The following is a 25,654-nucleotide window of genomic DNA, read 5'->3' as shown; positions in this document are numbered from 1 at the left end:
CGCTCTGAATCGCTGTCGACACGATCGCGCGCTATGAGCGCCGCCAATGAGCGGGTGGCGAGGTTCGCAGTCACCTGGGCCGGGTCGGGATGTCTAAAGACAGTCGCGTCAAGGAAAGGCTCGAAGTCTCGAAGAAGACATGTGCGAATGATGTTGATCTGCCGGTCATCCCGAGAAGGCGTCGACACAAGTAGTTCCTTTTTGGGTTATCGGGCATCCTGTCATCGATGATTCCTCGGCCGAGAATACTCAGGCGGCGTCAGGTGAGGCCGTGGCGGCGGCGGATCAGGCGGTACGCCTGGCTTCGGCCCAGCTGGTTCATGCGCTCCCGCAACAGGTCGTCGTCGAGGTAGCGCTGCATCAGCTTGCCGTTGTCGTCGTGGCGGGACAGGATGACCGACTCGATGCGGCGGTCGAAGACGACGCCGAAGTTGTCCTCGTCGTTGACGAGCGCGGCCGCCTCCATCGTCTCGTCCTCGGTCATCGCGATGATCTGCTGCTCGTACCAGATCTTGTCGGCCTCGCCGAGGCCCAGGCCGAACCGGTCGTTGAGCTCCTCGATCAGCTCGGACAGCGCCATCCTGCCCGGGTCGTGCTGCGGGCCGGCGCCGCCGCCGGTGAAGCCGGGCAGCAGGTGCTCGCCCTCGGCCTCCAGCGAGGCGTCGTGCTCCCCGGTCTTGCTGACCCGCAGGTGGGTCAGCTGCACCTCGCCGATGTCGACGGACGGGTCGCTGCGGCGCGGCAGCCGGTTGAGCAGCGCGCGCCCGTACAGGTAGAGCCGTTCCAGGCCCTCGTCCTGGTACGGCACCACCTGGGCGAGGAAGGCGTACATCCGGGTGTAGTCGCGCAGCGCGGCGCGGAAGCCGTCGGCGGCCTCGGGATCGTCGGCGGCCAGGGCGACGTAGCGGTCCCGCGCCGGGTCGGTGAAGCGGTAGAGCGCCGCGTGCGCCTTCTGCAGCGCGGCGTCGTCCTTCGCCTTGCCTTCGGCTTCGAGCAGAGCCTCGACGTACGCCTGCATCTCGGATTCCACAAGCAGCGCGTGCTCGGTGACCGCGTGCTCGGCGGTGTACAGCAGGTTCGGGTCGGTCGGTACCGTCGCGGCGGTCTCGAAGTACGGCTTGAACTGCTCGGTGATGTCGCCGGCCTCGTTGACGAAGTCAAGCACGAACACGTCGCCCTGCGTCTTGAGCGGGTGGGTGCGGTTGAGCCGGGACAGGGTCTGCACGGCGGCGACGCCCTTGAGCGGCTTGTCCACGTACATGGTGGTGAGCAGCGGCTGGTCGAAGCCGGTCTGGTACTTCTCCGCCACCACCAGGATCTTGTACTCCTGGCCGGCGTGCCGATCATCGGCGGCGGTGTAGCCGAACCGCTCCGGCAGCTCGCTCTCGCCGAACCCGTTCAGCCGGGCCTCGGTCACCTCGGCACCGTCGACCTCCAGTTCGCCGGAGAACGCGACGAGTGGTGCGCATCCGGCGTACCCGTTGGTCTCGATGTATTTCCGGATCGCGGTGTAGAGCCGGACCGCGGCCTCCCGCGACCCGGTCACCGCCATGGCCTTGGCCCGGCCGCCGAGGCGCGGGGCGGTGTGCCGGCGGAAGTGCTCGACGATGATCTCCGCCTTCTGCGCCATCATCGTCGGGTGCAGCACCGCGAACCGGGCCAGCCGCGACGCCGTCTGCCCCGGGTCCACCTCCGGATCGTCGGGGTTCTGGTTGGCCAGCTTCCAGTACGACTTGTAGGTCACGTACTGCCGCAGCACGTCGAGGATGAAGCCCTCCTCGATCGCCTGCCGCATCGAGTAGGTGTGGAACGGGTGCATGTTCCCGTCCGCGCCCGGCGTCCCGAACAGTTCGAGGGTCTTCGGCTTCGGCGTCGCGGTGAACGCGAAGTAGGACAGCGTCCCGTGCCGGCCGCGCGCCAGCGCCGACGCGGTGAGCGGGTCGCCGTCGTCGTCGATGTCGTCGCTGCCCTTGCGCAGCAGCACCTTCTTCAGCGCGGTCGCGTTGTCGCCCGACTGCGACGAGTGCGCCTCGTCCACGATCACCGCGAACCGCCGGCCGCGCAGATTGTCGACCTTCTCCAGGATGAAGCCGAACTTCTGCATCGTGCTGATGACGACCTTGGCGGTCTCCCCGCCGAGCGCGGCCGCGAGCTGGTTGGAATCCTTGTCGATGCGCTGCACCACGCCCGGCACATGCTCGAACTGGAACACCGTGTCCTGTAGCTGCCGGTCCAGCACCACCCGGTCGGTGATGATGATGACCTTGTCGAAGACGGCCTCGTTCGCCGTGTTGTGCAGGCTGGACAGCCGGTGCGCGAGCCAGGCGATGGTGTTCGACTTGCCGGACCCGGCCGAGTGCATGACCAGATAGTTCTCGCCGGAGCCGTGCGCGGCGGCGTGATCGGCGAGCGTGGTGACCGCGTGCCACTGGTGGTAACGCGGGAAGATCAGCGCCCGGGACTCCTTGTCCGTGTGCAGGAACCGCCGGACCAGGTCCATCCAGGTGTCCGGGTGCCAGATCTGCTCCCACAGGTAGGCGGTCCGGTAACCCGGCGCCGCCGGATTACCCGCGCCGCCCGACACGCCGGGCCCCTCGGACCCGATGTTGAACGGCAGGAACCGGGTGTTGTCTCCCGCCAGCTTCGTGGTCACAAAGACCAGATCAGGATCAACGGCGAAATGCACGAGGGTACGCCGGGAGAACAGCAGCTCCTTCGGATCCCGGTCGCTGCGGTACTGCTCCTTGGCGTTCTCGACGGTCTGCCGCGTGAGCGGGTTCTTGAGCTCCGCCGTCGCGAACGGTATCCCGTTGACGAACAGGGCGAGATCGAGGCTCTTCGTGTCGCGCTCGGAGAAGTACAGCTGCCGGGTCACGCTGAGCCGGTTCGCGCGGTACAGCCGCCATCCGTCGTCGGTGATCGAGTGCGCCGGCCTGAAGTAGGCAAGCCGGAACCGGATGCCCTTGTCCTTGACGCCGCGCCGGAGCACGTCGAGCGGGCCGCGCTCGTCGATCTGCCGGGCCAGGTACTCCTGGAAGTGCCGCCTCGTCTCCGCCTCGCTGTTGCCGTGGTACGCGGTGAGCTTCGACCAGGCGTCGTGCTGGGTCGCCTCGAGGAACGCGAACAGCTCCGAGGTGTCCAGCCCCAGCCGCCGGTCGTAGTTTCCCGAGCTGCCGCGCAGCCATCCCGAGCCGAGCAGCGATCGCTCGATCGCCGCCTCGAACGTGGCCTCCTCGTGCACGCTCACGTCAGCTCGCCCCCCGCGCGGTGGTCACATCCAGCCGGCCGGTGACCGCCGCCGTGATCAGCGCCTGCCGCCGCTCCGCCATCAGGTCGAGGCCGTCGCCGATCCTCGCCGCGGCGCTCGCGTGCACGGCACGGATCTCCTCGAGCTCGGCGGCCAGCCGCGGCCGCGAGTCGGCGGGCACCCGCGGCACGACGACCTCGCCGATGTCCTGACCGCGCAGCTTGATCGTCTGGCCGGACTGGCCACGCAGCAGCAGGGCGATCTGGTCACGCACCGGGCGGCTGCCCCAGACCTGCGCCAGGAGCGCGCCCGGCCAGCTCTCCGGCAGGCGGACCCGGTACAGCAGATCGCTCAGCAGCAGCCGCCGCCCACCGGTTCTCGCGACCGCCGCGACACCCACGAAGGCGGGCGATCCGCTGCCGCGGGTCAGCAGCAGGTCGCCGTCGCGGATCAGGTACCTCAGGTCGGGCCCGACGTCGGCCGGCAGGCGCTTGTGCGCGAGTGGATCGAAGACGCCGCCGCTGACCGCGCTGGTGCGCAGCACCGCCCACTCGTCGGGGTCCGCCTGCGCGTCCTCGCACTGTGGACTCCAGCCCTGCTCGATGCCGCGCCACAGGTACCGCATCGAGATGGAGCCGTGCTCGTCGAAGAGTCCCGAGACCTTCTCCGCGAGGACCGTCTCGGCGCGCTCGGCCAGCAGGCCTGCCTGCCGCTCCTTCAGGTCGCGCAGCTCGCCGGCGCGGGCCAGCTCCGCGTCGAGGTACTCCGCGATGCGCCGCTGCTCCTCGACCGGCGGGAGGTCGACCGGGAAGTCGCCGATGTCGCCCGGGTTCACCGCCGGATAGCTGACGCCCACCGACCTGGCCACGACGTGCTGCACGAAGGGTTCCGAGCGGCAGAGGTAGTAGAGGAAACCGGGATCCGCCCGCGGCCCCGCCTCGATCACCGCGAAACCGGTGGAGAAGACCAGGGGCCGCTCCGAGCGCGGCACCCGGCCGATCGCCCGCAGGTAGGTCCGGACGGTGGAGACGACGGTCGCACCCGCCGGCGCCAGCCGGCGCGCCCGCGACGGCGCGGCGCCGAACGCCGTGCTCGCCTCGGGGACGACGATGTCGCCCAGCCCGTCGACCGACGAGATGTCGATGTAGTGGAAGCCGTACTCCGGGGACGTGGTCTCCTGGAGCGTCCGGCGGTTGATGTGTACGACGTCCTTAAGCCTCACCGGTCACCTCGCCGAGAAGGTCCCGGATCTGCGCCTCCAGCGCCCTGATCTCCGAGTCGATCTCCGAAAGCGGGCGCGGCGCCTGGTAGACGTGGAAGTGCCGGGTGAACGGGATCTCGTAACCGGTCTTCGTCTTGGACTCGTCGATCCAGGCCTCCGGCACGTGCGGGAGGACCTCCCGCGCCAGGTAGTCGTGGATGTCCTCGCTCAGCGGGACGTTCTCGTAGTCGCGCAGCTCGGCGTCCGGCAGCGGGCCGCCCGCGCGGTTGGTCTGCACCTCGCCCTCCGGGTCGCTCACCGAGGACGCCTCCCACACGGACTTCTCCACGGGCGCCGGCAGTCTCCCCAGTTCGGCAAGCTTCGCCGCGAACTCCGATCGGCTGCCCGCCGTCGTGCCGATCATCGACTTCATCGCGGCCAGCAGCGCCTCGCTCTCGTCGTACCGGATGACGGCCCTTGCCTCGGCGAGCAGCGCGACCGTCGCTTCGGTGATCTCGAAGCGCAGGCGCAGCGGGCGCTCGACGGTGATCCGCCAGTAGCCGAAGTCGGAGGCCTCGAAGACCTTCACGGTGGCGTTGCGCGGATGATCCGGGTCGCCGGCGACGGCGAGCGCGTCGACGTAGTCGCGCGTAAGCGTCGCGATGTGGTCGTCGTTGAGCATCTTGCGCTTGTCGCCGAGGCTCTTGCGCATCTTGACCCAGAGGTCGCGGCCGTCCAGCAGCACGACCTTGCCGCGGTGCCGCGGCGACTTGCGGTTGGTGAGAATCCAGAAGTACGTCGAGATGCCGGTGTTGTAGAACAGCTGATCCGGCAGGGCGACGATGCCTTCGAGCAGGTCGTTCTCCAGGATCCACCGGCGGATCTCCGACTCGCCGGAGCCGGCCGCGCCGGTGAACAGCGGCGAGCCGTTGAAGACGATCGCCAGGCGGCTGCCGCCGTCCTCCGGCCGCTTCATCTTCGAGATCATGTGCTGGAGGAAGAGCAGCGACCCGTCGTTGATCCGGGGCAGGCCCGCGCCGAAGCGCCCCGCGTCCCCGCGCGCCGCCTCGTCCTTGACGAACTTCTCGACCTTCTTCCACTCCACGCCGAACGGCGGGTTGGCGAGCATGTAGTCGAACCGCGCGTCCTCGTGGCCGTCCTGGCTGAACGAGTTGCCGAACGCGATCTTGTTGGGGTCGCCGCCCTTCATCATCATGTCGGAGCGGCAGATCGCGTACGTCTCGCCGTTGAGCTCCTGGCCGTACACCTCGACCGTGGCGTGGGCGTTGTGCGCCTCGATGTGGTCCTGCGCCTCGCTGAGCATGCCGCCGGTGCCGCACGCCGGATCGTAGATCTTACGGACGATGCCGGGCGTGACCAGGTCGTCCTCGTCGGGCGCTAGCAGCAGGTTGACCATCAGCCGGATGACCTCGCGCGGGGTGAAGTGCTCGCCGGCGGTCTCGTTGCTGATCTCGGAGAACTTGCGGACGAGCTCCTCGAAGATGTAGCCCATCCGATGGTTGCTGACCACGCTCGGCCGCAGGTCGATCTCGACGAACTTGCTGACCACCTGGTAGATCAGGCCCGACTCCTCCAGCCGGGAGATCTGCGTGTCGAAACCGTACTTGTCCAGGACGTCGACCGCTCCGGGCGAGAAGCCGCCGATGTACGACCGCAGGTTCGTGGCGACCTGGTTCGGATCGCTCACGACGGTGCGGAACGTCAGCTCGCTGGTGTTGTAGAAGTTCCGGCCGGACTCCCGGCGCAGCACCGGCTCCATGTTCTTGACCCCGGCGTCCCGCAGCTGCGCGTAGCGCGCCAGGACCGCGTCCTTGGACGGCTCCAGGACCGAGTCCAGGCGCCGCAGCACGGTCAGCGGCAGGATCACCCGGCTGTACTCGGACTGCTTGTAGTCGCCGCGCAACAGGTCGGCGACCGACCAGATGAAGTTCGCCAGCTTCTGGTGATCGGTCACCGGCACAGGGTACGCGGGCCCGCCGGCCCCCGGGCCGGGCGCAGTTCGGCGCGCCCGGGCGGGCGCACCCGTTCGAGGGAGACGCGTTTCAGGCGCCCGGAATCGGGGCTAGGCTCCGGTGCCATATCGCCAGGAAGGGGACTTCAGCGGGCATGGCGGAGGTCTTCGAGATCAATCACCCTGCCGAGGGCAAGCTGGACGTGGTCTTCCTGCACGGGCTCGACGGCGACGCCCGCGGGTCGTGGACGGCCGGCGGGCCGGACATGTTCTGGCCGCGGTGGCTCGCGGACGACCTGGAGACCGCCGCGGTCTGGTCCGTCGGCTACGACGCGCGGTCCAGCGGCTGGCGGGGCCGGTCGATGAGCGTGGCCGATCGATCGGTCAATCTGCTGGCGCTGCTGCAGAACCACGACATCGGCACCCGGCCGCTGATCCTGGTGGCGCACAGCATGGGCGGGCTGATCGCCAAGGAGATGCTGCTGCTCGCCGCCGAGGGGCGCACGGAACACGCCCCGTTCGCCGCCGCCGCCCGGGGCGTGGTCTTCCTGTCGACACCGCACAACGGCAGCGGACTGACCCGGGCGGTCGACGCCCTGTCCCACCTGTACCGGGGCACGCCCGCCGTCGCGGACCTGCGGCGCAACGGCGCGTACCTGCGGCACCTCAACGATCGCTACCGGGACTGGGTGGACGACTCGGGCGTCGCGAACCTGGTCTTCTTCGAGAGCCGCCCGACGCTCGGCCGGCGGGTGGTCGACGAGGCGTCCGCCAATCCGGGCATCGCCCGTGTGCGGCCGATCGGCGTCGACGCCGACCACATCGACATCTGCAAGCCGGTCAGCCGGCGGGCACTGGTCTACGGCCAGGTCCTGCGGTTCATCAGGCGCTGCGCCGACGGACCCGGCCCCGCACCGGTACGGGTCGACGGCGCCAACTACGGCAGCATCGTGATCGGCGACGGGAACACCGTAGGACCGTGGTGAACCAGCTGCACGGGCCGAACTTCGGTGCGTTCGTGGTCGGCGACGGCAACACCGTGACGGTGTCGGGCGCCGGTGCCCGGCTCGTCCCGCTCCCGCCCGTGTCCCGGCCGTTGCGGGACGCCGGGCCGGCCGACTACCTCGACCCGCGGCACGAGATCGTGCCGTTCGTCGACTCCGGCGACCGCGCCCGGGTCCGTGACTGGCTCGCCGGCCGCCCGGTGCGTGCCGCGTTCCTGCTGTCCGGCCCCGCGGGCTCCGGCAAGACCCGGCTCGCGCTGCGGCTGTGCCGGGACGCGGCGGCGCTCGGGTGGCGGGTCCGCGTCGCGCCGCACCCCGCGGACCCCGCACCCGAGGACGCCGGGCCGCAGGACAGGGACCCGGTCGGCACGCTGGTGTTCGCGGACTACGCCGACCGGTGGCCGCTGAGCGAACTACAGCGCCTGATGAGCGCGGCCGCGGGGCGGCCCGGCCGGGTACGGCTGCTGCTGGTGTCCCGGTCGCGGGGCTTCGGCGCGATGATCATGCACCCGCTCCGGAAGCTCGGCTACACACCGGACACGCTGCCGATCACCGACCCGGTGTCGTCGCCGGAGCGGGCGGTCGCGATGTACCGGGCCGCGCGCGACGCGTACGCGGACATGCTGGGCGCCGAGCCCGGCGGCGGCGTACCCGGGGTCGTCGAGCACATGGCGCACACCCTGAGCGTGCACACCAAGGCGCTGCTCGACGTCCTCGAGGCGGCGCCCCGCGGCGCCAGCTGGCCCGAGCTGTCCGTCGCCATGATCGATCGGGAGATCCACCACTGGCAGCGGATCATCGACGATCCGCTGCCCGGCCCGCACACGCGGCTGCGGACCGTCTTCCGGTGCACGCTGGTCGCCACCCTCCTGCGCGGCGCCGGCCCGCCGGACGCCCGGGCCGCCCTGGAGTTGCTCGGCTTCGAGCGGCCCGACGAACTGATCGCCGAACACGCGCTGCTCTATCCGCCGCCGCGGCGGGACCTCACGCTGTGGCCGCTGCTGCCGGACCGCCTCGGCGAGGACCTGATCGCCAGGGCACTCACCGGCGCACCGGACGAGGACTACCACCCCCTGGGCGGCACGGAGTGCGACCGCCTGGTCGAGACGCTGCTGGGCTGGCAGGCCGAGGACGACGGCCGGCCGATCGACTTCCCGAACGCCCGGCTGCGCGGCGTGCTCGCGGTCCTCGCCGGCGCCGCCGAACGGTGGCCACACGTGCGGGCCCTGCTGGTCGACGCCCTCGGCCGCCGCCCGCGCCTCGCCGTGGTCGCGGGCAGCGCCGTCACCGCGGGCCTGACCGGGCTCCTGCCGTTTCCGGACCAGTGCCGCGTGCTCCACGAGATGGCCCAGTTCGCCCCGCACGGCGTGAACCTCGACCTGCACGACGCGATGGTCTCGCTCGGCCGGCAGGTGTGTCAGGACGCCCGGTTCGGCGGCCTGCCGGTCGAGCAGCGGGTGCACATCCTCGTGGCCGTCGGCCTGAACCACGGTGAGATGGGCCGCCCGCTGGAGGCCGGCCGATACACCAGCGAGGCCGCCCATCTCCTGCTCGAGCACTGCGTCACCGTCACCGGCAACGAGGTCATCGTCGCTCCGGAGATCGACAAGGAGTTGGTGAGCAATGCCTTCAGCACGCACTCCTACCAGGAGACCGCCCTGCGGCGCGCCGAATGGGCGATGCTGTTCGGCTGGCTGGCGGTCACCGTCCTGCGACAGCACCTCGACGAGGGAGCCGACGAGACGACGCTGCCGGTCGTCAACGCGTGGACCGCCTACACGCTGGCCCTGGCCGAGGGCGGAGAGTTCGAGCAGGCGCGGAAGACCGCCCGATGGCTGCTCTCCTTCCAGGCGCGGAACCTGAGCGCCGAGGCGGACGAGACCGAGCGGTTCGAAATCAGCGTCACCATGAACAACCTCGCCATGTGGCTGCGCCTGGACGGCGAGCACGAGGAGGGGCTCGACCTGATTCGCCGGGTGGTCGCGGTCCGCCGGTCCCTCGTCGGCGAGTTTCCGACCATCTACCTGCCGCAGCTGACCGAGGCGCTGCACAACCTCGCCGTGGCGCTCGACCAGGACGGCCATCCCGACGAGGCGGCCGGGGTGGCCGAGGAGGCGGTGTCGCTGCGCCGTCTGATCTGCGAACTGCTGCCCGGCTCCTACGAGGAGGCGCTGTGCACGTCTCTCTCGACGCTCGCCTACATCAATCTCCGGTGTGAACGGTGGGCCGACGCGGCCGCCGTGTTCGAGGAGTACCTCCGCTGCGCGATCCCCGACGGCGAACCGCACGCCGATCAGGTCCTGGCCGTACGGGGTCAGCTCCACCTTCACGCCTCCCTTCTGCACGGCGCCGGCCGGGATGACGAGGCCCGCGCGGTGCTGGCACGTACCGCGTCCGGCAACGGACCGGCCACGGACCTGCGGAACCTTCGCGCCTGGGCCGCCCTCGTGCTCGTCTGGATGGACCTGAAGGCCGGTGACCCTCCCGCGGCCTGCGCCACCATCGGCCGGTACCGCACCGTGCTCGACGACTGCGACGCCGCCTTCTGCACCCCGGCCCTGATCCTGGAGGTGGCGGGCGGCCTGCTGCCGGCCCGGCCGGGATTCGGGATCGCCACGCCGATCGCCCGGGCACTCGTGCACGCCACGGCCGTGCCGGAGCACGACGGGCCGCCGCTCGCCGGCGCGGTGCCGGTCCTGCTCGGCCTCTGGATCGCCAGTGGGCAGAGCCTCGACGATGAGCAACTCGCCACCGCCGTCGCCACGGTGGGCGAGGCGCTGCCGTTCCTGCGTGACGCCGCCGGCTCCGCCCCGGAGACGGCCGCCCAGGTCGCCGGCCTCTGCGCCGTCGTGGCCTGCCACGCCGTCAACGCCGGATCGGCGGCGGTCGCGGCCGACCTGGCCCGGACGGCCGTGCGAGCCGCCGAACGGTCCCGCGACGACCGGGTTCTGCTGGCGGCGTTGCAGGCCGAGACACTGGTTCTGAACGCCGGGGCCCGGCGTTCGGACCTCGATGCGGCGGTCCGGTCCGCGCACCGGGCGCATCGGCTCGCCCGACGCCGCGACAAGGCGGAGCGCACACCCGGCAGCCGCCTTCAGCTGGCGCTCGCGCAGGACCTCGCCGCGCGGACGCGGCACCTCGCCGACGCCCGCGTCACGACATGACGGCCGGTTTCCGGAGCGGGGCCAGGGCGGCGCTCCAGGTGACCACCTGGTCGAGGGTGCCGTGGAGCGTGCTGACGGCCCGGGCGGTGGGTGCGAAGACGGTCATGTTCTCCCACTCGGTGAACAGCGAGAGCGTGACCTGGTAGGCCACGTCGGCCATCTGGAGGACGCCGGCCACCACGCGCAGCTGGACGGCGGCGCGGGCGCCGCCGTCCACGCCGTACGAGACAAGGCCGACCGCCTTGCCGGCCCACTCGTGGTACAGGTAGTCCAGGGCGTTCTTGAGCACCGACGGGACCGCGTGGTTGTACTCGGGGGTGACCAGGACGTATCCGTCGTAGCTCGCGATCCGCTCGGACCAGGCGCGGGTGTGCTCGTGCGCGTACCCGCTGGAGTAGAGGGCGGGCGCCGGCTCGTCGAGGTGGGGCAGCGGGTAGTCGCGCAGGTCGATCAGGTCGAACTCGGCGTCGGTGCGCGCGCCGGCCTGCTCCAGGACCCAGCGGGCGACCTGGTCGCCGCGGCGGTTGGGGCGGGTGCTGCCGAGGACGATGCCGATCCGGATCATCGGGCGTGTGTGAAAGTCGCTCATGACCGGTACGACGAGACGGGCCCGCGAAACGTCAGGGCCTCACAATCGGCGGGGTCGTGTCGTCGTACTCGTGGAGGGCGGACACGTGACCATGAGCGGCGCGATCGTGAAGGAACGGCGGCAGCTGATCAATCTCGCGTACCGGATGCTCGGCTCGCTGGCCGAGGCCGAGGACGCGGTGCAGGAGACCTACGCCCGCTGGTACGCCATGTCACCGGAGCGGCGGGACGCCGTCGAGTCGCCGGCCGCCTGGCTGACCCGGGTCGCCGGCCGGATCTGCCTCGACCAGCTCGGCTCGGCCCGGGTGCGGCGGGAGCGTTACGTCGGCGAGTGGATCCCCGAGCCGCTGCCGGAGCCGGACGACGGGACAACCGCCGACCCGGCCGATCGGATCACCCTGGACGAGTCGGTGCACATGGCGTTCCTGGTGGTGCTGGAGTCGATGACCCCGGCCGAGCGGGTGGCGTTCATCCTGCACGACGTGTTCCGCTACCCGTTCGCGGAGGTCGCCGACATCGTCGGGCGTACGCCGGCCGCGTGCCGGCAGCTCGCCTCCTCGGCCCGGCGGCGGATGGCGGCCTCGCGGGCACCGGTGGCGCCGGCGCCGCGGCAGGCCGGGCTCGTGCGGGACTTCAAGCGGGCCTGGGAGGCCAAGGACATTCCCGCGCTGATCGGGCTGCTCGACCCGGACGCCGTCGCGGTGACCGACGGCGGCGGGCGCGCGCCGGCGCTGCTCGAGCCGGTGGTCGGCGCCGAGCGGATCGCGCAGACCTGGGTCGCGCTGGCCGGGATGGTGGACGAGTTCACGGTCACCGAGCGGTCGGTGAACGGCCGGCCGGGCCTGGTCGTCGAGATCGGCGGGGCCGTGGTGACGGTGTTCTCGTTCGAGATCGTGGACGACCGGATCAAGCACATCTGGGCGGTGCGCAACCCGGACAAGCTGCGGCCCTGGACCGGCGCGTAACGATCGGAATCGATTGACATCGATGTAACCTCGCGCGATTATTGGGAGCGCTCCCAACCAGAGGGGATCGTGTCATGCGACGTCGGCTCGTGGTGCTCGCCCTGGCGGTGCTCCTGACCTTCACCGGGTGGATGCTCGCCCCGACGCGGCCGGCCCGGGCCGCGGCCGGTGACGGCACGCCGGGCGACACCAACATCAGCTTCGTCGGGCGCTGGAACCGGACCAACACCGCGGCGTTCGTGCCCTACTGGGCCGGCGCCTACTTGCGGGTCGGCTTCACCGGCCGGACGGTGAAGCTCCGGCAGCGCAACACCGTCGACCTGTGGGCCAGCGTCGACGGCGGGGCGTTCACCGCGTTCCGCGGCTCCGGCACGGTCAACCTGACGCCGACGGCGCTGGCTGCGGGCAACCACACGCTGATCGTGAGCTACCGGCAGGTGGCCGGCTCCTACACCGGCGACGCGGTCTTCCAGGGCCTGACCCTCGACGCGGGCGCCGCCACGTTCAAGGCGCCGGCCCGGACCAGGCTCATCGAGTTCATCGGCGACTCGATCACGGCGGGCACGACGAGCAGCCAGTTGGCGGTGACCGGGTACGGCTTCAAGGTCGGCGAGCGGCTCGGATACGACCACACCCAGATCGCGATCGGCGGCATGTGCCTGTCCGAGACCACGGACGGGTGCTGGGCGCACGAGACCCGCTACTGGATGTCCAGCGGCGGGCAGGCCGGCACCGACGCGTGGGACTTCTCCCGCTACACCCCCGCCGCCGTGGTGATCAACCTCGGCACCAACGACAAGAGCCACGGCGTGAGCGGCGCGAACTTCCAGGCGAAGTACCTCGCCTTCCTCACCCGGATCCGGGCGAAGTTCCCGAACGCCAAGCTCTTCGCCCTGCGTACGTTCATCGGCCGGTACGCGGCGGAGACACAGGCGGCGGTGCAGGCGCGCAACGCCGCGGGCGATGCCGGGGTGTTCTACGTCGACACCACGGGCTGGCTGCCGGCGGACGGCCTCAGCGATTCGGTGCACCCCAACGACAAGGGCCACCAGGCCGTCACCGACCGGCTCGCACCCATCATCACCGCGCGGCTGGGGCAGCTCCGATGACGGCGTTCCGCGCGCCGCTCACGGTCCTCGCGGCCGCCGCGCTGACCGTCGCGGCCGGCGGCCTCGGCATCGCCGCCGCGCGCGCCGCCGCACCGGCGTGCGGCGTCACCTACACGATCACCAGCCAGTGGGCCGGCGGCTTCGGCGCCGACGTCACCGTCACCAACCTCGGCGACCCGGTGACCGGCTGGACCCTCGGCTGGGCGCTCGCGCCCGGGCAGGGCGTCACGCAGGCATGGAACGCCGCCGTCACCGTCTCCGGCACCGCGGTCACCGCCACCAACGCGAGCTACAACGGCTCGGTGGCCACCGGGGCGTCGGTGAGCTTCGGCTTCAACGGCACGTGGAGCGGCGCCAACCCGGTGCCGTCGTCGTTCACCTTCAACGGCACCGCCTGCGCCGGCGGCACGGCGCCGTCACCGACGCCGTGCACCGGCCCGAGCACCCCGCCGGCCACCGCGGCTCCGGCCGTCAAGGTCTGGATGGCCGGCGACTCCACGATGATGAACGCGAGCACGTGCCCGATCGGCTGGGGCAGCCAGCTCGCCGCGTACTTCACCGCCGGCGTCACCGTGCAGAACAGCGCCGTCGGCGGCCGCAGCATCCAGACCTGGCTGTACGAGGGCAACGTCACCGGCACGAAGAACGCGGCCGGCGAGTGCACGCTCAGCTCGACCGCCTACAGCTCGCGGTGGACGGCGATGCTCGACGGCTTCCGGTCCGGCGACTACCTGATCGTTCAGTTCGGCATCAACGACGGCGACACGGCCTGCCCCCGGCACGTCGGAACGGCGCGCTTCAAGGAGCTGCTCGGCGTGATGGCGTCGACGGCGAAGGCCCGCGGCGTGCGACCGGTCCTCGTCACGCCGGTCGCCGCGATCACGTGCAGCGGTGGCACGGCCGTCGGCAACCGCGGCTTCGTCACCGAGACGAAGGACGCCGCCACCGCCAACGGCGTGCCGGTGATCGACCTGCACGCCAGGAGCGTGGCGCTGTACAACTCGCTCAAGCTGTGCCCGAACAACGGCGACTACACGACCGGCGCGGTCGGCGCGTTCTTCTGCAACGACCACACCCATTTCGAGGCCGCCGGCGCGAGGCAGATCGCCGGTGTGATCACCGCCGCACTGCGCGAGCAGAACATTCCGCTCGCCTCGTACCTGAAGTAACAAGCCACTATTCGGCATCTTCCGGTCATATCGCTGCGGTCAGACGGAGTCTCGACACTTTCGAGGCTCGATGCGGTGTACCGGACTAGATCCATATCTGCCAAGATGGCCTCCACCAGAGCCCATCCGAACAGTTCGATCCTCTGTCGCGTCACAGACTTGCAGGGCCACGGATGGCGCCGACCGGGACCCCTCGATTGTGAGAGCGATGATTCAGCGACGTAACGTCATCATCGGCGCACTGGGCATCGCCGCGGCCGCCGCGGCCGCCGGCGCCGCCGGCTGCTCCTCCTCACGCCGCGCGTCCGGCGCCGGCGGCTGGGTCGAGCCGGTCGCCGAGACCGAGCTGGCCGCCGCGGTCAGGCTGAGCGTGACGCCGGAGAGCGGCGCCACTGGGGTGTCACCGGTGAAGCCGGTCGTCGTCGCCGCCGAGGGCGGCACGCTCCAGTCGGTCACCGTCACCGCCGGCAAGACGACGATCAGCGGCGCCATGCAGGCCGACGGGACCTGGAAGGCGACCGACGAACTCGCCTACGGCAAGACCTACAACGTGGTCGCGACGGCCACCGACAGCAAGGGCACCTCGAGCGAGCACACCTCCACCTTCACCACGGTGAAGCCGGAGAACCTCGCACGGGTCACCTTCCAGGCCAACGCGATGAGCTCCCTCAAGACCGGCAACAAGTACGGCGCCGGGCAGCCGGTGATCATCGCGTTCAACCGCGCTGTCAACAAGGCCGCGGCCGAGAAGGCCATCGAGATCGAGACCACGCCCAAGGTCGAGGGCAAGTTCTTCTGGAAGGACAGCAAGACCGTGCACTGGCGCCCGGCCAAGTACTGGACCGGCGGCACGAAGATCAAGGTCAACGTCAAGGCGTTCGGCGTCAAGCTCGGCAAGACGACATATGGTGCGAAGAACTCGTCGACCCACTTCGAGATCGGGCGCCAGCTGATCGCGGTCTGCGACTACAAGACGCGCATGACCAAGGTCTACATCAACGGCAAGCTCGTCCGCACCATGAAGAGCAGCCTCGGCAAGGGCGGCGGCACCACGGGCTCCAACGGCGAGCAGATCAGCTACTGGACCACGGGCGGCCCCCACGTCGTGCTCTCCAAGGAGCGGGTGCACAGCATGAGCTCGGAGAGCTACGGCGTCACCGACCCGAAGGACCCGAACTACTACGCCCCCGAGGACATCGAGTACTGCACCCGCATCAGCTACTCGGGCGAGTTCCTGCACGCCGCGCCGTGGAACCGCTCGCTGGGCCGCGCGAACCTGTCGCACGGCTGCATCAACCTCAGCGTGGCCGACGCCAAGTGGGTCTACGAGAACTTCGTGGTCGGCGACATCGTCGACGTCAAGCGCAGCCCCCGCCCGGTCCAGATCTGGAACGGCCTCGGCGACTGGTCGGTGCCCTACCGCAAGTACGGCAACTGATCCGCTGACACCCCGGCGCAGGCCGAGGCGAGTGGGTCCTGGCTTCGACACCGGGTCGGGGAACAGCGATAGCGTGACCGGGTGACGATCGAGTTCGTGCCCCGGTTCACGGTCGACGACCGTCAGCTCAGTGCCTTGCACGCGCGGGCGTTCGGCGGCGACTCCGGCGAGGTTCGGCCCTGGTCACAGCGGCTGGAGCGGCACGCGCTCACCTGGATCGGCGCCTTCGAGGACGGCCGGCTCATCGGGTTCGTCCAGGTCTGCTGGGACGGCGGCGGCCACGCTTTCCTCCTCGACACCGCCGTCGATCCCGAACGACAGCAGCACGGCATAGGTGCCGCGCTGGTCGAGGCCGCGGCCGAGGAGGCCCGCGCCGCCGGATGTGAATGGCTGCACGTCGACTTCGAACCTCGCCTTGAGTACTTCTATCTCGACAAATGCCACTTTCGAACCACGCATGCCGGATTGATGCGACTTAAGTAGGCAGTCCTACCGGACGGCCGCCAGGGTGCGGCGGGCCTCGCGCACGACGGCCAGGTCGACCATGCGGCCGCGTGCGTCGAGGCAGACTCCCCCTCCCGCCGCCTCGAAGCGGGACACCAGGTCCCGCGCCGCCGCCAGCTCCTCGCCCGTCGGGGTGAAGACCTCGTTGACCACGGGTATCTGCGCGGGGTGGATGCAGGCCCGGCCGCGGAAACCCATCCGCTTCAACGCGATCGTCCCGCGGCGCAGCCGGTCGAGGTCGCGGAAGTCGGTGGTCACGGCGGCGGCCGGCGGTTCGATGCCGGCCGCGGCGGAGGCGAGGACCACCGCGGAGCGTACGAGGAGCAGCTCGCGCTCGTCCTCGCCCGGGGTGACCCCGAGCTCGGCCGCCAGATCGGCCTCGCCGATCTGCAGGCGGCGTACCCGCGGCGCCGCGGCGAGGGCCGGCGCCGACAGGATCGCGGTCGCCGTCTCCAGCAGCGGCACCAGGTCGACGGCGCCGGGGTGCAGGCCCGCCGCCCGCTCGGCCCGGTCCAGGACGGCCGAGATCTCGGCGAGCCGGCCGACCGTGTCCGCCTTGGCAACGGTCAGCCCGCGCAGCGCGGGGCAGACCACCGCCCGCGCGTCGTCGAGGCCGTCGTCGCCCGAGTTGACGCGGACGTGGACCGGCGCGTCCGGCGGGAGGGTACGCAGCCAGCGGGCGACCGCCTCGCGCGCCGCGGGCTTCTCGGCCGGCGGCACCGCGTCCTCGAGGTCGACGATCAGGGCGTCCGCGCCCCGGGACAGCGCCGAGGTCAGCATCTGCGGCCGGTTGCCCGGCACGTACAGGTAGGACCTCATCCGATCGTCGCCGCGCCGGAGAGCAGCGCGCGGGCGATCACGATGCGCTGGATGTCGTTGGTGCCCTCGCCGATCATCATGAGCGGGGCGTCCCGGTAGAGGCGTTCCACCACGAACTCCTTGGAGTATCCGTAGCCGCCGTGCACCTGCATCGCGGTCAGTGCGCAGCTCGCCGCGGCCTCCGAGGCGAACGCCTTCGCCATGCCGGCCTCCATGTCGACCCGGTGTCCGCCGTCGGCGCGCGCCGCGGCCCAGTACACGAGCAGCCGGGCCGCCTGCACCTGGCTCGCCATGTCGGCGATCTTGAGCTGGATCGCCTGGAAGTCGCCGATCTGCCGTCCGAACGCGCGGCGCTGACCGGCGTAGCGCAGCGCCTCGTCGTACGCGGCCTGTGCGATGCCCAGCGCCCGGGCCGCCACGTTGATCCGTCCGGTCTCCAGGCCGGAGAGGACCTGCTGCATGCCGCGGCCCGGCACCCCGCCGAGCAGGTTCGCGGCGGGCACCCGTACGCCGTCGAGCAGCACCTCGCACGACTCGGTGCCCCGGTAGCCGAGCTTCGGCAGGTCGCGCTCGACCGTGAAGCCCGGCGTTCCGGCGTCGACGAGGATGACCGACATGCCCTTGTGCGGGGGCGTTGCCGACGGGTCGGTCTTGCAGAGCACGGGCAGGGGGTCGGCGTGGCGCGCGTTGGTGATCCAGGTCTTCCGGCCGGTGATCACGAAGTCGTCGCCGTCGCGGACCGCGACGGTGGCGATGCCCTGGAGGTCGGTGCCGGCATCCGGTTCGGTCAGGGCGATTCCGGTACGCCGCCGGCCGCTGGCCAGGTCCGGCAGGTAGCGCCGCCGCTGCTCCTCGGTGCCGTGCCGGGCGATCAGCCAGCAGGACAGCGAGTGGCTGCCGAGAATGCCGGCGACGCCCATCCACCCCTTGGCGATCTCCTCGAACACCAGCGCGAACGAGACCATGTCGGCGCCGAGCCCGCCGTACTCCTCGGGGACGGTGAGCCCGAACAGGCCCATCTCCCGCATGGTCTCGACGATCTCGGCCGGGTAGCGGCCGGACGCCTCCCACTCCTGCGCCACCGGCCGGATCTCCCGGTCCACGAAGTCGCGCAGCACCTCCCGGAAGAGGCGCTGCTCGTCGCTGAGCTCAAAGTCCATTGTCGGCACTCCGAAAAACAGGCAGGTGGCGCCCGTCCGGCAGGGCCTGCCAGGCGAGTCGGACACTTTGGTCGCAGGACGGGTCGTCGATGCCGTCGAGATGGGTGAGCAGGATCGGCCCCTCGTCCAGCCGTACCCGGGCGAGGGTGTGCTGCTCCGCGATCGTGAAGCTGTCGATCGTGCCCGTACCGGCGGCCTCCACGAAGTCGAGGCGATCGCCGCCGCAACTGGTGCAGAGGGGCCGCGGGTAATGCTGAAATCTCCGGCAGTCCAGGCAGCGCTGGAGCAGCAGACGACGGTCACGGGTCGCCTCCCACCAGGCGTCGGCGTCGATCATCGATCGACCCCCAGGATCACGGTGGCGTGGCTGGAGAAGATGCCGCCGGTGCCGTGCACCAGGGCCGTCCGGGCGCCGGGAACCTGGCGTTCGCCGCACTCGCCGCGCAGCTGGCGGACGGCCTCGACAAGCAGCAGGACGCCGAGCTGGCCGGGGTGGCAGTAGGCCAGCCCGCCCCCGCCGGTGTTGTGCGGTATGCGGGCGTGCAGGCCCTCGCCGGGCGCGGCGAAGCCCAGCGCCTCCAGGCCCAGCGGCACCGAGATCGTGAACGCGTCGTAGAGCTGGATAACGTCGATGCCGGCCGGCGTGAGCCCGGCCCGGGCGAAGGCGCGCCGACCGGAGTCGACGGCGCCGGTGCGCAGCAGGTCGGGCGCGGTCGCCATGCCGGTGTGCGTCAGCGACTCGCCGTAGCCGAGCACCGTGACGGGACGGCCCGGCAGGTCGCGGGCGCGGGCGGCCGAGGTGAGCACGATCGCCCCGCCGCCGTCGGTGACCAGGCAGCAGTCGTGCCTGCCCAGCGGCGTGGAGATCATCGGGGCGGCCAGCACGTCGTCGATCGTGAGCGGCCCCTTGCCGTACGTCCAGGCCGCAGGGTTGCGCAGTGCGCGCTCCCGCGCGGCCACCGCGACCGACGCCAGGGCCTCGTGGCCCAGCCCGTACGTGTGCAGGTAGCGCTGGGCGACCATCGCGTAGTAGGAGATCGGGTAGAGCGGCCGGAAGGGCGCCTCGAAGACCGCCTCCGGCGTGCCCTCCTCCACGATCCCGGCCAGCGTGCGCGAGCGGGCGGAGCGCTGGTTCGACGCGTACGAGATGACCACCGTGGTGCACTGCCCGGCGGCGATCGCCTGTGCCGCACGGGCGACGTACATCTCGAAGACCGCGCCGCCGGCGAAGGTGGAGTCGCACCACGCCGGCCGGATGCCCAGCCAGTCCGCGAGCTGGGTGGCCGAGAAGCGGGAGATCCCGTTTGTGGCCAGGCCATCCACCTCGGACAGCGCGACGCCGGCGTCCGCCAGCGCCCGCGTGACGGCCTGGCTCTGCAGCTCCAGCACGCTTTTGCCGGTGAGCCCCAGGTCGCACTCGGCCGCGCCGACGACGGCGACGGTCATGTGAGCCACAGGTCGCACTCGGCCGCGACGGCGACGGCGACGGTCATGGCAGGCGCACGGTGGCGGAGGCCGGCGCGACCGCGAGGCGGCCGTCGTCGGCCACCTCGACCCGCAGGTCCATCTCGGCCGTTGTCGCGTCGAGGCGCCGCGGCTCGCCGAGGCAGCGGATCGTCTCCCCGGCGAAGACCAGGCTGCGGAAGCGGAACGACAGGTCGGTGATGACCGCCGCGGGGCCGAACCAGCCGCGCAGGGCGATCGCCAGGTAGGCGCCGAAGACCTGGCCGTCGACCACCGGGCGGTCCAGGCCGTGGTCCGACAGGTATCCGGCGTCGTAGTGCAGGCGGTGCCAGTCCCAGGTCGCGCCCGCGTAGGCGATCATGTCGGGGAGCTCGATGGTGCGGATCAGCGGCGGGAACTCAACGCTCGACATAGATCAGCGTCTCCTCGTTGGTGGCCAGCAGGCGGCCTTCGGAGTCGGTGTAGGCCGCGGTCGAGGTCACCACCAGCATGCGCTTGCCGGCGCCGGTCGTCCGCTCGTCCATGCCGGACAGTCGCCAGGTCGCGGTGACGACGTCGTCCGGGCCGATCGGGCGCGCGAAGTGGTACGCGTTGCCGCCGCGCACCAGCCGGGTGCCGGGCACCTCGATGCCCCATCCGTGGCCGGCGTAGCCGTCGGCGTCGCGGGGCAGCCCGGCGTACTGGTTGGTCTCGCAGATCAGGGTGGGCGGGGCGACCTCGCCGGCCAGGTGCGCGGGGTCGGTGTCGCCGGTGGCCAGCGCGAAGTACCGGATCGCGGCCCGGCCCAGCGGCTCGGGCGCGGTGTAGACCGCCTCCTCACCGATCCGTGCGGCCAGCTCAGGTGTCAGTAGCCCGGTCATGCCGGCACCACCGCGGGGATCGTCTCCAGCATGAACTCGGGGCGCAGCAGGGCCGAGCAGACCACGGCGGTGACCGCCGCGTTCGGGAAGTGCCGCTCGCGCAGGGCCCGGGTGCGGGGATAGTCGGCGACGGCGTCCGGCGTCACGTACTCGATGAGGCTTGTCACCCGCGAGCCGGACGCGCCGGCGGCGGCCAGCACCGTCTCGATGCTCGCGTAGAGGTACTCCGCCTGCGCGACGAGGTCGCCGGCGTGGAGCGCGACCTGGGTGACCGGGTCGAGCGCGCCGAAGCCGGAGAGGATCAGCTTGTCGCCGGCCCGCACGGCCGGCTTGTAGGTGAGCGTCTCGTAGCGCTCCCACCCGGGGTTGACGACCGACAGCGGCCCGGTCGCGGCGAGCGCGTCGAGGGCCACCCGCGCGCCGGGCTCGACGGGCAGGTCGACCAGGATGCCGGCGGCGCCCGGGTGTACCGGTCCCGGGCCGAGCACGTCCCGGCGGGGCCGCCCGCAGCTCGGATACTCGGCGCGGGTGGCGGTGGCGGTGTAGTCGATGGTCCGGGCGAGTGCGGCCGGCGTGAGCCCGGCCAGGTCGAGCAGGGCGGCGATCCGGTCCAGGCACCAGCGGTACTGCTCCCGGAATCCACCGGCTGTCGTGTGCACGCCGGGCAGGTGGACGAGTCCGTCGGCGACGCGCACGGCGTCGGTCCCGCTGGTGAGCAGGGTTCCGCCGCCCGGGTGGGCGCTCACCCCCAGCGCGTACGGCCTGGAGCCGCCGACGACCGCCTCGACCGGCACCCGGGAGACGGGCACTCGATGTCCCGCCAGGGCGATCCGCCGCGCGGGGGCGAGGCGAAGTGGGCCGGTCACGTACTCGGTGACGTGCACGATGTCGCCGACGCCGAGCCCCGCCTCGGCGAGCGCGGCGGCGAGGGCGGGATACCCGGCGACGGCCGGCAGGTACACGGTCACGTGAGGCACCCTTCGATCGCGTCGAGCAGGCCGGTGGCGCCGTCGCCGGCGTCGACGGCCGCGAACACGGCGCCCGCGCGGTCGCCGAGGTTGGCGGCGGCCTTGGCGCGGACGTCGGGTGCGGCCGGGCGGTCCACGACGGACCGGCGGCCGTCGGCCTCGACCACGCCCGGCGCCCGCGCCGGAACGTCCGCGCCGCGCTCGGCGACGACCTCGATGCGGGCGGCCAGCGCGAGCAGGTCGGCGCGGTCGAGGCGGTCGAACGTGTCCAGGCCGACCCGGCCGTCGAGCAGCATGGCGGCCACGCAGAAGTAGACGCTGAACTTCGCCTCGTACGCGCTGCGGGGCCGGCGCTTCTCCGGGCCCGCGATGATCGGTACGGCGCCGGGGTGCAGGGTGACCGTCACCCGGGCGGGCGCGGCGCCGGCGAGCGGACGGGCCGCGTCGAGCGAGGCGTGAGAGAGCTGGCAGCACGGGTAGGGCTTGACGGCGATCCGGGTGGTCTCCCAGCCGTCGCCGAGCAGCACGTCGCGGATCGGCGCGCGGCCGGCGAGCGCGGCGTACAGGCCGTACTCGCCGTCCAGGGCGCCGGACGGGCCGGTCGCGCCGGCGGCGGCGAGCCGGGCGGCGAGGATGCCGTTGGCCGCGGCCGTGCCGGGATGCAGCTGCTTGGTGCCGGCGGGGCTGTGCAGGAACTCCAGCAGGCCGGACGCGGCGCTGGCCGCGATGCCGATGGCGGCGGTCATCGTCGGCGCGTCCAGGCCGAGTAGGTGGCCGGCGGTGACGGCGGCGGCCACCGGGCCGCAGATCGAGGTGGCGTGCAGGCCGCGCGCGTGGAAGCCGTGCGGCGCGGCCGCGCCGAGCCGGCACACCGTCTCGAGGCCGGCCACCAGCGCGGTCAGCGTGGCGGGCCCGGACGCGCCGGCCTGCTCGCCCACCGCGAGCGCCACGGGCACGGTGACCGCGCCGGCGTGCACGAGCCCGCCGGGGTGGGTGTCGTCGAAGTCGAGCGCGTGCACGGCGACGGCGTTGCCGAACGCGGCCGCGACCGCGCCGACCCGCTCACCGGTGAAGAGCCGGGCCTCCGGCGGGCCGCCCAGCGAGGCCGCGACGGCCAGCGCCGGATCGGCCGCGGAACGCCGGATGCCGGCCACCGCGCAGCCCAGCGCGTCGACCAGGTGCCGCCGCGCGGCCTCGACGACGTCGGCCGGCAGGTCCTCGAATCGCAGGCCCGCCGCCCACCGGGCGAGCACCTCGGCGGCGGGCTCCGCGGGCGTACCCCTCATGTCTTGTCCTCGCCGAAGGCGCCGGCGGAGCGCAGCGACGCCACCCGGGCCTCGTCGTAGCCGAGCAGGTCCGCGACGTAGCCCAGGTCCTCGCCCCGGCGCGGTGCCCGGCGGTAGGCCGGCGGGTCGTCGCCCACCCGGACCGGGGAGGCGACCTGCCGGACCGTGCCGTAGTGCGGGTGGTCGGTCTCCACCACCAGGGAGCGGGCCAGGGTGTGCGGGTCGCGCAGGGCCGCGGCCACGTCGTTGACCGGGCCCGACGGTACGCCGGCCGGCTCCAGCAGGGACAGCCACCGCGCCGACGTGCGGGTGGCGAACGCGGCGTCCAGCAGGGACAACAGCTCGGCGGCGTGCTCGCGGCGGGTGGCGAAGGTGGCGAAGCGCGGGTCGTCGAGGGCGGGCAGGGCCAGGACCGCCACCAGGCGCCGCCAGAACTTCTCCTTGGCGCAGCCCACCACGATCCAGCCGTCGGCCGTGGCGAAGACCTGGAACGGGACCAGGGACGGGTGTGCGGAGTGGTGGGTGCGCTCCGGCGTGAAGCCGGCGTTGAGGTGCCAGGCGGCGGGGTAGGTGAGCATGGCGATCGCGGTGTCGAACAGGCTGACGTCACAATCCATGCCGACGCCGTCGCGGCGGGCCGCGTGCACGCCGGCCAGCAGACAGATCGCCGCGACCAGGCCGCCGGAGTAGTCGACCAGGGACAGGCCGGACTTGGCCGGCGGGCCGCCGGGCTCGCCGGTCAACTCCATCCAGCCGGCCAGGCCCTGGAGGATGTAGTCGTAGCCGGGCTGTTCCGCGCGCGGTCCGGTCATCCCGAAGCCGGTGAGCGAGCAGCAGACGATCGCCGGGTTGAGGTGGCGCAGCTGGGGGTAGGTGATCCCGATCTTGGCGGGCACGTCGCCGCGCAGGTTGGAGTAGACGGCGTCGGCGTTGCGTACCAGGTCGTCGAGGACGGCGCGGCCGGCCGGGGTGGTCAGGTCCAGCGAGAGCGAGCGCTTGCCGCGGTTGAAGGTCTCGAAGAACAGCGAGTCCTCGCCGTGGTTGTAGGGCGGCACGTAGCGCCCGACGTCGCCGCCCGACCGCGGCTCCTCGATCTTGATGACCTCGGCGCCCAGGTCGGCCAGGTGCACCGAGCCGAACGGGCCGGCGCCGTACTGCTCGATCGCGATGATCCGGATGTCGGCGAGTGGTCTCACGGCATGCTCCCGACCAGCTCGAGGAGGCTCTTCTGCGCGTCGCGCACCTCTTCGGCCTCCAGCCCGTACGACGGTGGCGAGAGCTTGACGGCGTCGGCGAGCGGCGCGTACTCGGCGATGCGGGCGGCGCACTGCGCGGGGGTGCCGGCGATCGCGTACGCGTCGACCATGGCGCCGGGCACCAGGTCGCCGAGGGAGTCGGCGGGCCGGCCCGCGCGCAGCGCCCGGCTCGCCGCCGCGCTGACCTCGCCGAAGCCGTCCGCGGCGAACATGTCCGCGTAGGAGCGCACCGAGGCGTAGAAGCCGACAACGTTTGCCGCCCGTCGGCGCGCGACGCCGGGGTCGGCGGCGACCGAGCAGCAGGCGGCGGCCACCACGTCGAAGCGGCCGCGGTCGCGGCCCTGCCGGTCGATGCCGACGGCGAGCGCCGGCCAGATCCGGGTACGCAGGTGCCGCGGCGGGCACAGCTCGTGCGACAGCCAGCCGTCCGCGATCTCGCCGGCGAGCCGGACCAGCCCCGGACCGACCGCGGCCAGGTAGATCGGCGTCGTCGCGCGGGCGGGCGGGTACGGCCGCCGCCAGCCACGCACGGAGATGGACCGGACCCCGGTGTGCGCGATCGGATCGCCGCCGGCCTGCACGGCCCGCACGATCGCGACCGTGTCGCGCAGGCGGGCCACCGGCCGGTCGCACGGCACCTCGTGCCAGTCCTGGTTGAGCCGGCCGACGCCGGTGCCGAGCCCGAGCCGGAACCTGCCCCCCGACAGCTCGTCGAGGTCGGCCGCCGTCAGGGCGGTGAGCATCGCGCTGCGGGCGAAGGCGAGCGCGATCCCGGTGCCCACCCCGATCCGGGCCGTGCCCGCCGCGATCGCCGCGGCCGTCACCGGCGCGCTGCGGTGCAGCTCGGGCGCCCAGGCGACCCCCGCGCCCGCGGCCTCGGCGGCGCGGGCCGCGTCCACCAGCTCGGCGAGGCTCTCGCCCCACGGCTGCACGTCAAGGCGCATCACGACGCAACGGGGCCGTGGCCCCGGCGGTAGACCAGCATCGAGCGCCGCCAGGTGATGACGTCGACGCCGTCCTGGTTGAACCCGGTGGTGGCGCAGGTGACGATGCCGGCGTACGGGCGCGACTTCGACTCGCGGGCGGACAGGACCGTCGAGCGGGCGTAGATGGTGTCGCCGACGAAGACCGGGTTCGGCATCCGGATCTCCTCCCAGCCCAGGTTCGCGAACGCGTGCTGGCTGATGTCGAGCACCGACAGCCCGGTCACGATGGCGACCGTGAGCGTCGAGTTGACGAGCAGCCGCCCGTACGGCGTGCCCGCGGCGTAGTCCGCGTTGAAGTGCGACTGGTTGGTGTTCATCGTCAGCAGCGTGAACCAGGTGTTGTCCGCCTCGGAGACGGTCCGGCCGAACGGATGCCGGTACTCGTCACCGATCGTGAAGTCTTCGAAGTATCGGCCGACCATGGTGGCGACGCTAGCGACGCCGGATCCACGCGGTCAAGGGATTGTTTCTCACAGCGAATCAGTGTTTCCATT

At 71.9% G+C, this 25,654-nt stretch carries 22 protein-coding genes; 7 read left to right on the top strand and 15 right to left on the bottom strand.

The features are described 5' to 3' along the window. Positions 1-259: 259 nt before the first annotated feature. The 3 genes from BJ971_RS11455 to BJ971_RS11445 are packed head-to-tail and all read right to left on the bottom strand — an operon-like array spanning position 260 to position 6,423. A complete protein-coding gene (locus BJ971_RS11455) occupies positions 260-3,247 on the bottom strand; it encodes a type I restriction endonuclease subunit R (RefSeq protein ID WP_184992330.1) in 2,988 nt (995 codons plus the stop codon). 1 nt (position 3,248) lies between these two features. After that, positions 3,249-4,469 carry a restriction endonuclease subunit S gene (locus BJ971_RS11450; protein ID WP_184992329.1) on the bottom strand — a complete coding sequence of 407 codons (1,221 nt, stop codon included), beginning with the start codon at positions 4,467-4,469 and terminating at the stop codon, positions 3,249-3,251. Continuing rightward, a complete protein-coding gene (locus BJ971_RS11445; protein ID WP_239087102.1) occupies positions 4,459-6,423 on the bottom strand; it encodes a type I restriction-modification system subunit M in 1,965 nt (654 codons plus the stop codon). The genes BJ971_RS11450 and BJ971_RS11445 overlap by 11 nt, the downstream gene beginning before the upstream one ends. A 152-nt stretch (positions 6,424-6,575) precedes the next feature. Here BJ971_RS11445 and BJ971_RS11440 point away from each other — a divergent pair, with 152 nt between their 5' ends. Continuing rightward, positions 6,576-7,406, top strand: a complete 831-nt coding sequence (locus tag BJ971_RS11440; RefSeq protein ID WP_184992327.1) for an esterase/lipase family protein — start codon at positions 6,576-6,578, stop codon at positions 7,404-7,406. Continuing rightward, entirely contained in the window at positions 7,400-10,588 is a 3,189-nt protein-coding gene (locus BJ971_RS42055) for a tetratricopeptide repeat protein (protein ID WP_184992326.1), read from the top strand. Before BJ971_RS11440 ends, BJ971_RS42055 begins: the two co-directional genes overlap by 7 nt. On the opposite strand, the gene BJ971_RS11430 is transcribed toward BJ971_RS42055, so the two are convergent. After that, positions 10,578-11,153 carry an NADPH-dependent FMN reductase gene (locus tag BJ971_RS11430; RefSeq protein WP_184998791.1) on the bottom strand — a complete coding sequence of 192 codons (576 nt, stop codon included), beginning with the start codon at positions 11,151-11,153 and terminating at the stop codon, positions 10,578-10,580. The genes BJ971_RS42055 and BJ971_RS11430 overlap by 11 nt on opposite strands. Positions 11,154-11,268: 115 nt before the next feature. Between BJ971_RS11430 and sigJ the strand changes: the two genes are divergently transcribed. The 5 genes from sigJ (at position 11,269) to BJ971_RS11405 (ending at position 16,340) form a co-directional block, all read left to right on the top strand. Next, positions 11,269-12,141, top strand: a complete 873-nt coding sequence (gene sigJ, locus BJ971_RS11425; RefSeq protein ID WP_184992324.1) for an RNA polymerase sigma factor SigJ — start codon at positions 11,269-11,271, stop codon at positions 12,139-12,141. A gap of 74 nt (positions 12,142-12,215) precedes the next feature. Beyond that, the gene (locus BJ971_RS11420; RefSeq protein WP_184992322.1) at positions 12,216-13,250 is read left to right on the top strand and encodes an SGNH/GDSL hydrolase family protein; all 1,035 of its coding nucleotides are present in this window, start codon (positions 12,216-12,218) and stop codon (positions 13,248-13,250) included. Then, entirely contained in the window at positions 13,247-14,419 is a 1,173-nt protein-coding gene (locus BJ971_RS11415; protein WP_184992320.1) for a cellulose binding domain-containing protein, read from the top strand. Before BJ971_RS11420 ends, BJ971_RS11415 begins: the two co-directional genes overlap by 4 nt. Positions 14,420-14,627: 208 nt before the next feature. Continuing rightward, entirely contained in the window at positions 14,628-15,857 is a 1,230-nt protein-coding gene (locus BJ971_RS11410) for a L,D-transpeptidase (RefSeq protein ID WP_184992319.1), read from the top strand. A gap of 81 nt (positions 15,858-15,938) precedes the next feature. Then, complete coding sequence (locus BJ971_RS11405) at positions 15,939-16,340, top strand: GNAT family N-acetyltransferase (RefSeq protein WP_184992317.1); 402 nt, start codon at positions 15,939-15,941, stop codon at positions 16,338-16,340. Between the two features lie 6 nt (positions 16,341-16,346). Here the strand turns inward: BJ971_RS11405 and BJ971_RS11400 are convergent, their stop codons facing one another. From BJ971_RS11400 to BJ971_RS11350, 11 genes are read right to left on the bottom strand one after another with little or no spacing between them, the layout of a single operon-like run. After that, complete coding sequence (locus tag BJ971_RS11400) at positions 16,347-17,180, bottom strand: HpcH/HpaI aldolase/citrate lyase family protein (protein ID WP_184992315.1); 834 nt, start codon at positions 17,178-17,180, stop codon at positions 16,347-16,349. Continuing rightward, on the bottom strand, positions 17,177-18,340 hold the full coding sequence (locus BJ971_RS42050) for an acyl-CoA dehydrogenase family protein (protein WP_184992313.1): 1,164 nt from the start codon (positions 18,338-18,340) through the stop codon (positions 17,177-17,179). The genes BJ971_RS11400 and BJ971_RS42050 overlap by 4 nt, the downstream gene beginning before the upstream one ends. Then, positions 18,330-18,677 carry a Zn-ribbon domain-containing OB-fold protein gene (locus tag BJ971_RS11390; RefSeq protein WP_184992310.1) on the bottom strand — a complete coding sequence of 116 codons (348 nt, stop codon included), beginning with the start codon at positions 18,675-18,677 and terminating at the stop codon, positions 18,330-18,332. Before BJ971_RS11390 ends, BJ971_RS42050 begins: the two co-directional genes overlap by 11 nt. Beyond that, entirely contained in the window at positions 18,674-19,786 is a 1,113-nt protein-coding gene (locus BJ971_RS11385) for a thiolase C-terminal domain-containing protein (protein ID WP_184992308.1), read from the bottom strand. Before BJ971_RS11385 ends, BJ971_RS11390 begins: the two co-directional genes overlap by 4 nt. Positions 19,787-19,829: 43 nt before the next feature. After that, the gene (locus BJ971_RS11380; protein WP_184992306.1) at positions 19,830-20,216 is read right to left on the bottom strand and encodes a MaoC family dehydratase; all 387 of its coding nucleotides are present in this window, start codon (positions 20,214-20,216) and stop codon (positions 19,830-19,832) included. After that, on the bottom strand, positions 20,203-20,664 hold the full coding sequence (locus tag BJ971_RS11375; RefSeq protein WP_184992304.1) for an FAS1-like dehydratase domain-containing protein: 462 nt from the start codon (positions 20,662-20,664) through the stop codon (positions 20,203-20,205). The genes BJ971_RS11380 and BJ971_RS11375 overlap by 14 nt, the downstream gene beginning before the upstream one ends. Further along, entirely contained in the window at positions 20,661-21,632 is a 972-nt protein-coding gene (locus BJ971_RS11370) for a RidA family protein (RefSeq protein ID WP_184992302.1), read from the bottom strand. Before BJ971_RS11370 ends, BJ971_RS11375 begins: the two co-directional genes overlap by 4 nt. Beyond that, complete coding sequence (locus BJ971_RS11365; protein WP_184992300.1) at positions 21,629-22,918, bottom strand: MmgE/PrpD family protein; 1,290 nt, start codon at positions 22,916-22,918, stop codon at positions 21,629-21,631. Before BJ971_RS11365 ends, BJ971_RS11370 begins: the two co-directional genes overlap by 4 nt. Beyond that, positions 22,915-24,114 carry a CaiB/BaiF CoA transferase family protein gene (locus tag BJ971_RS11360; RefSeq protein WP_184992298.1) on the bottom strand — a complete coding sequence of 400 codons (1,200 nt, stop codon included), beginning with the start codon at positions 24,112-24,114 and terminating at the stop codon, positions 22,915-22,917. Before BJ971_RS11360 ends, BJ971_RS11365 begins: the two co-directional genes overlap by 4 nt. Further along, complete coding sequence (locus BJ971_RS11355; protein ID WP_184998790.1) at positions 24,111-25,118, bottom strand: LLM class flavin-dependent oxidoreductase; 1,008 nt, start codon at positions 25,116-25,118, stop codon at positions 24,111-24,113. The genes BJ971_RS11360 and BJ971_RS11355 overlap by 4 nt, the downstream gene beginning before the upstream one ends. After that, positions 25,118-25,582 carry a MaoC family dehydratase gene (locus tag BJ971_RS11350; RefSeq protein ID WP_184992296.1) on the bottom strand — a complete coding sequence of 155 codons (465 nt, stop codon included), beginning with the start codon at positions 25,580-25,582 and terminating at the stop codon, positions 25,118-25,120. The genes BJ971_RS11355 and BJ971_RS11350 overlap by 1 nt, the downstream gene beginning before the upstream one ends. Positions 25,583-25,654: the final 72 nt, after the last annotated feature.

This window comes from Amorphoplanes digitatis (assembly GCF_014205335.1).
In the GTDB taxonomy this organism is placed as follows: Bacteria; Actinomycetota; Actinomycetes; order Mycobacteriales; family Micromonosporaceae; genus Actinoplanes; species Actinoplanes digitatus.
This window is presented reverse-complemented; position numbering and strand designations above follow the sequence as displayed.

Excerpts from the sequence above, each read along its gene's own strand:
- BJ971_RS11400 (WP_184992315.1), bottom strand. The coding sequence starts at position 17,180 with ATGAGGTCCTACCTGTACGTGCCGGGCAACCGGCCGCAGATGCTGACC.
- sigJ (WP_184992324.1), top strand. The coding sequence starts at position 11,269 with ATGAGCGGCGCGATCGTGAAGGAACGGCGGCAGCTGATCAATCTCGCG.
- BJ971_RS11430 (WP_184998791.1), bottom strand. The coding sequence starts at position 11,153 with ATGATCCGGATCGGCATCGTCCTCGGCAGCACCCGCCCCAACCGCCGC.
- BJ971_RS11380 (WP_184992306.1), bottom strand. The coding sequence starts at position 20,216 with ATGTCGAGCGTTGAGTTCCCGCCGCTGATCCGCACCATCGAGCTCCCC.
- BJ971_RS11355 (WP_184998790.1), bottom strand. The coding sequence starts at position 25,118 with ATGCGCCTTGACGTGCAGCCGTGGGGCGAGAGCCTCGCCGAGCTGGTG.
- BJ971_RS11440 (WP_184992327.1), top strand. The coding sequence starts at position 6,576 with ATGGCGGAGGTCTTCGAGATCAATCACCCTGCCGAGGGCAAGCTGGAC.
- BJ971_RS11415 (WP_184992320.1), top strand. The coding sequence starts at position 13,247 with ATGACGGCGTTCCGCGCGCCGCTCACGGTCCTCGCGGCCGCCGCGCTG.
- BJ971_RS11410 (WP_184992319.1), top strand. The coding sequence starts at position 14,628 with ATGATTCAGCGACGTAACGTCATCATCGGCGCACTGGGCATCGCCGCG.
- BJ971_RS11390 (WP_184992310.1), bottom strand. The coding sequence starts at position 18,677 with ATGATCGACGCCGACGCCTGGTGGGAGGCGACCCGTGACCGTCGTCTG.
- BJ971_RS11420 (WP_184992322.1), top strand. The coding sequence starts at position 12,216 with ATGCGACGTCGGCTCGTGGTGCTCGCCCTGGCGGTGCTCCTGACCTTC.
- BJ971_RS11385 (WP_184992308.1), bottom strand. The coding sequence starts at position 19,786 with ATGACCGTCGCCGTCGTCGGCGCGGCCGAGTGCGACCTGGGGCTCACC.
- BJ971_RS11350 (WP_184992296.1), bottom strand. The coding sequence starts at position 25,582 with ATGGTCGGCCGATACTTCGAAGACTTCACGATCGGTGACGAGTACCGG.
- BJ971_RS42050 (WP_184992313.1), bottom strand. The coding sequence starts at position 18,340 with ATGGACTTTGAGCTCAGCGACGAGCAGCGCCTCTTCCGGGAGGTGCTG.
- BJ971_RS11365 (WP_184992300.1), bottom strand. The coding sequence starts at position 22,918 with ATGAGGGGTACGCCCGCGGAGCCCGCCGCCGAGGTGCTCGCCCGGTGG.
- BJ971_RS11375 (WP_184992304.1), bottom strand. The coding sequence starts at position 20,664 with ATGACCGGGCTACTGACACCTGAGCTGGCCGCACGGATCGGTGAGGAG.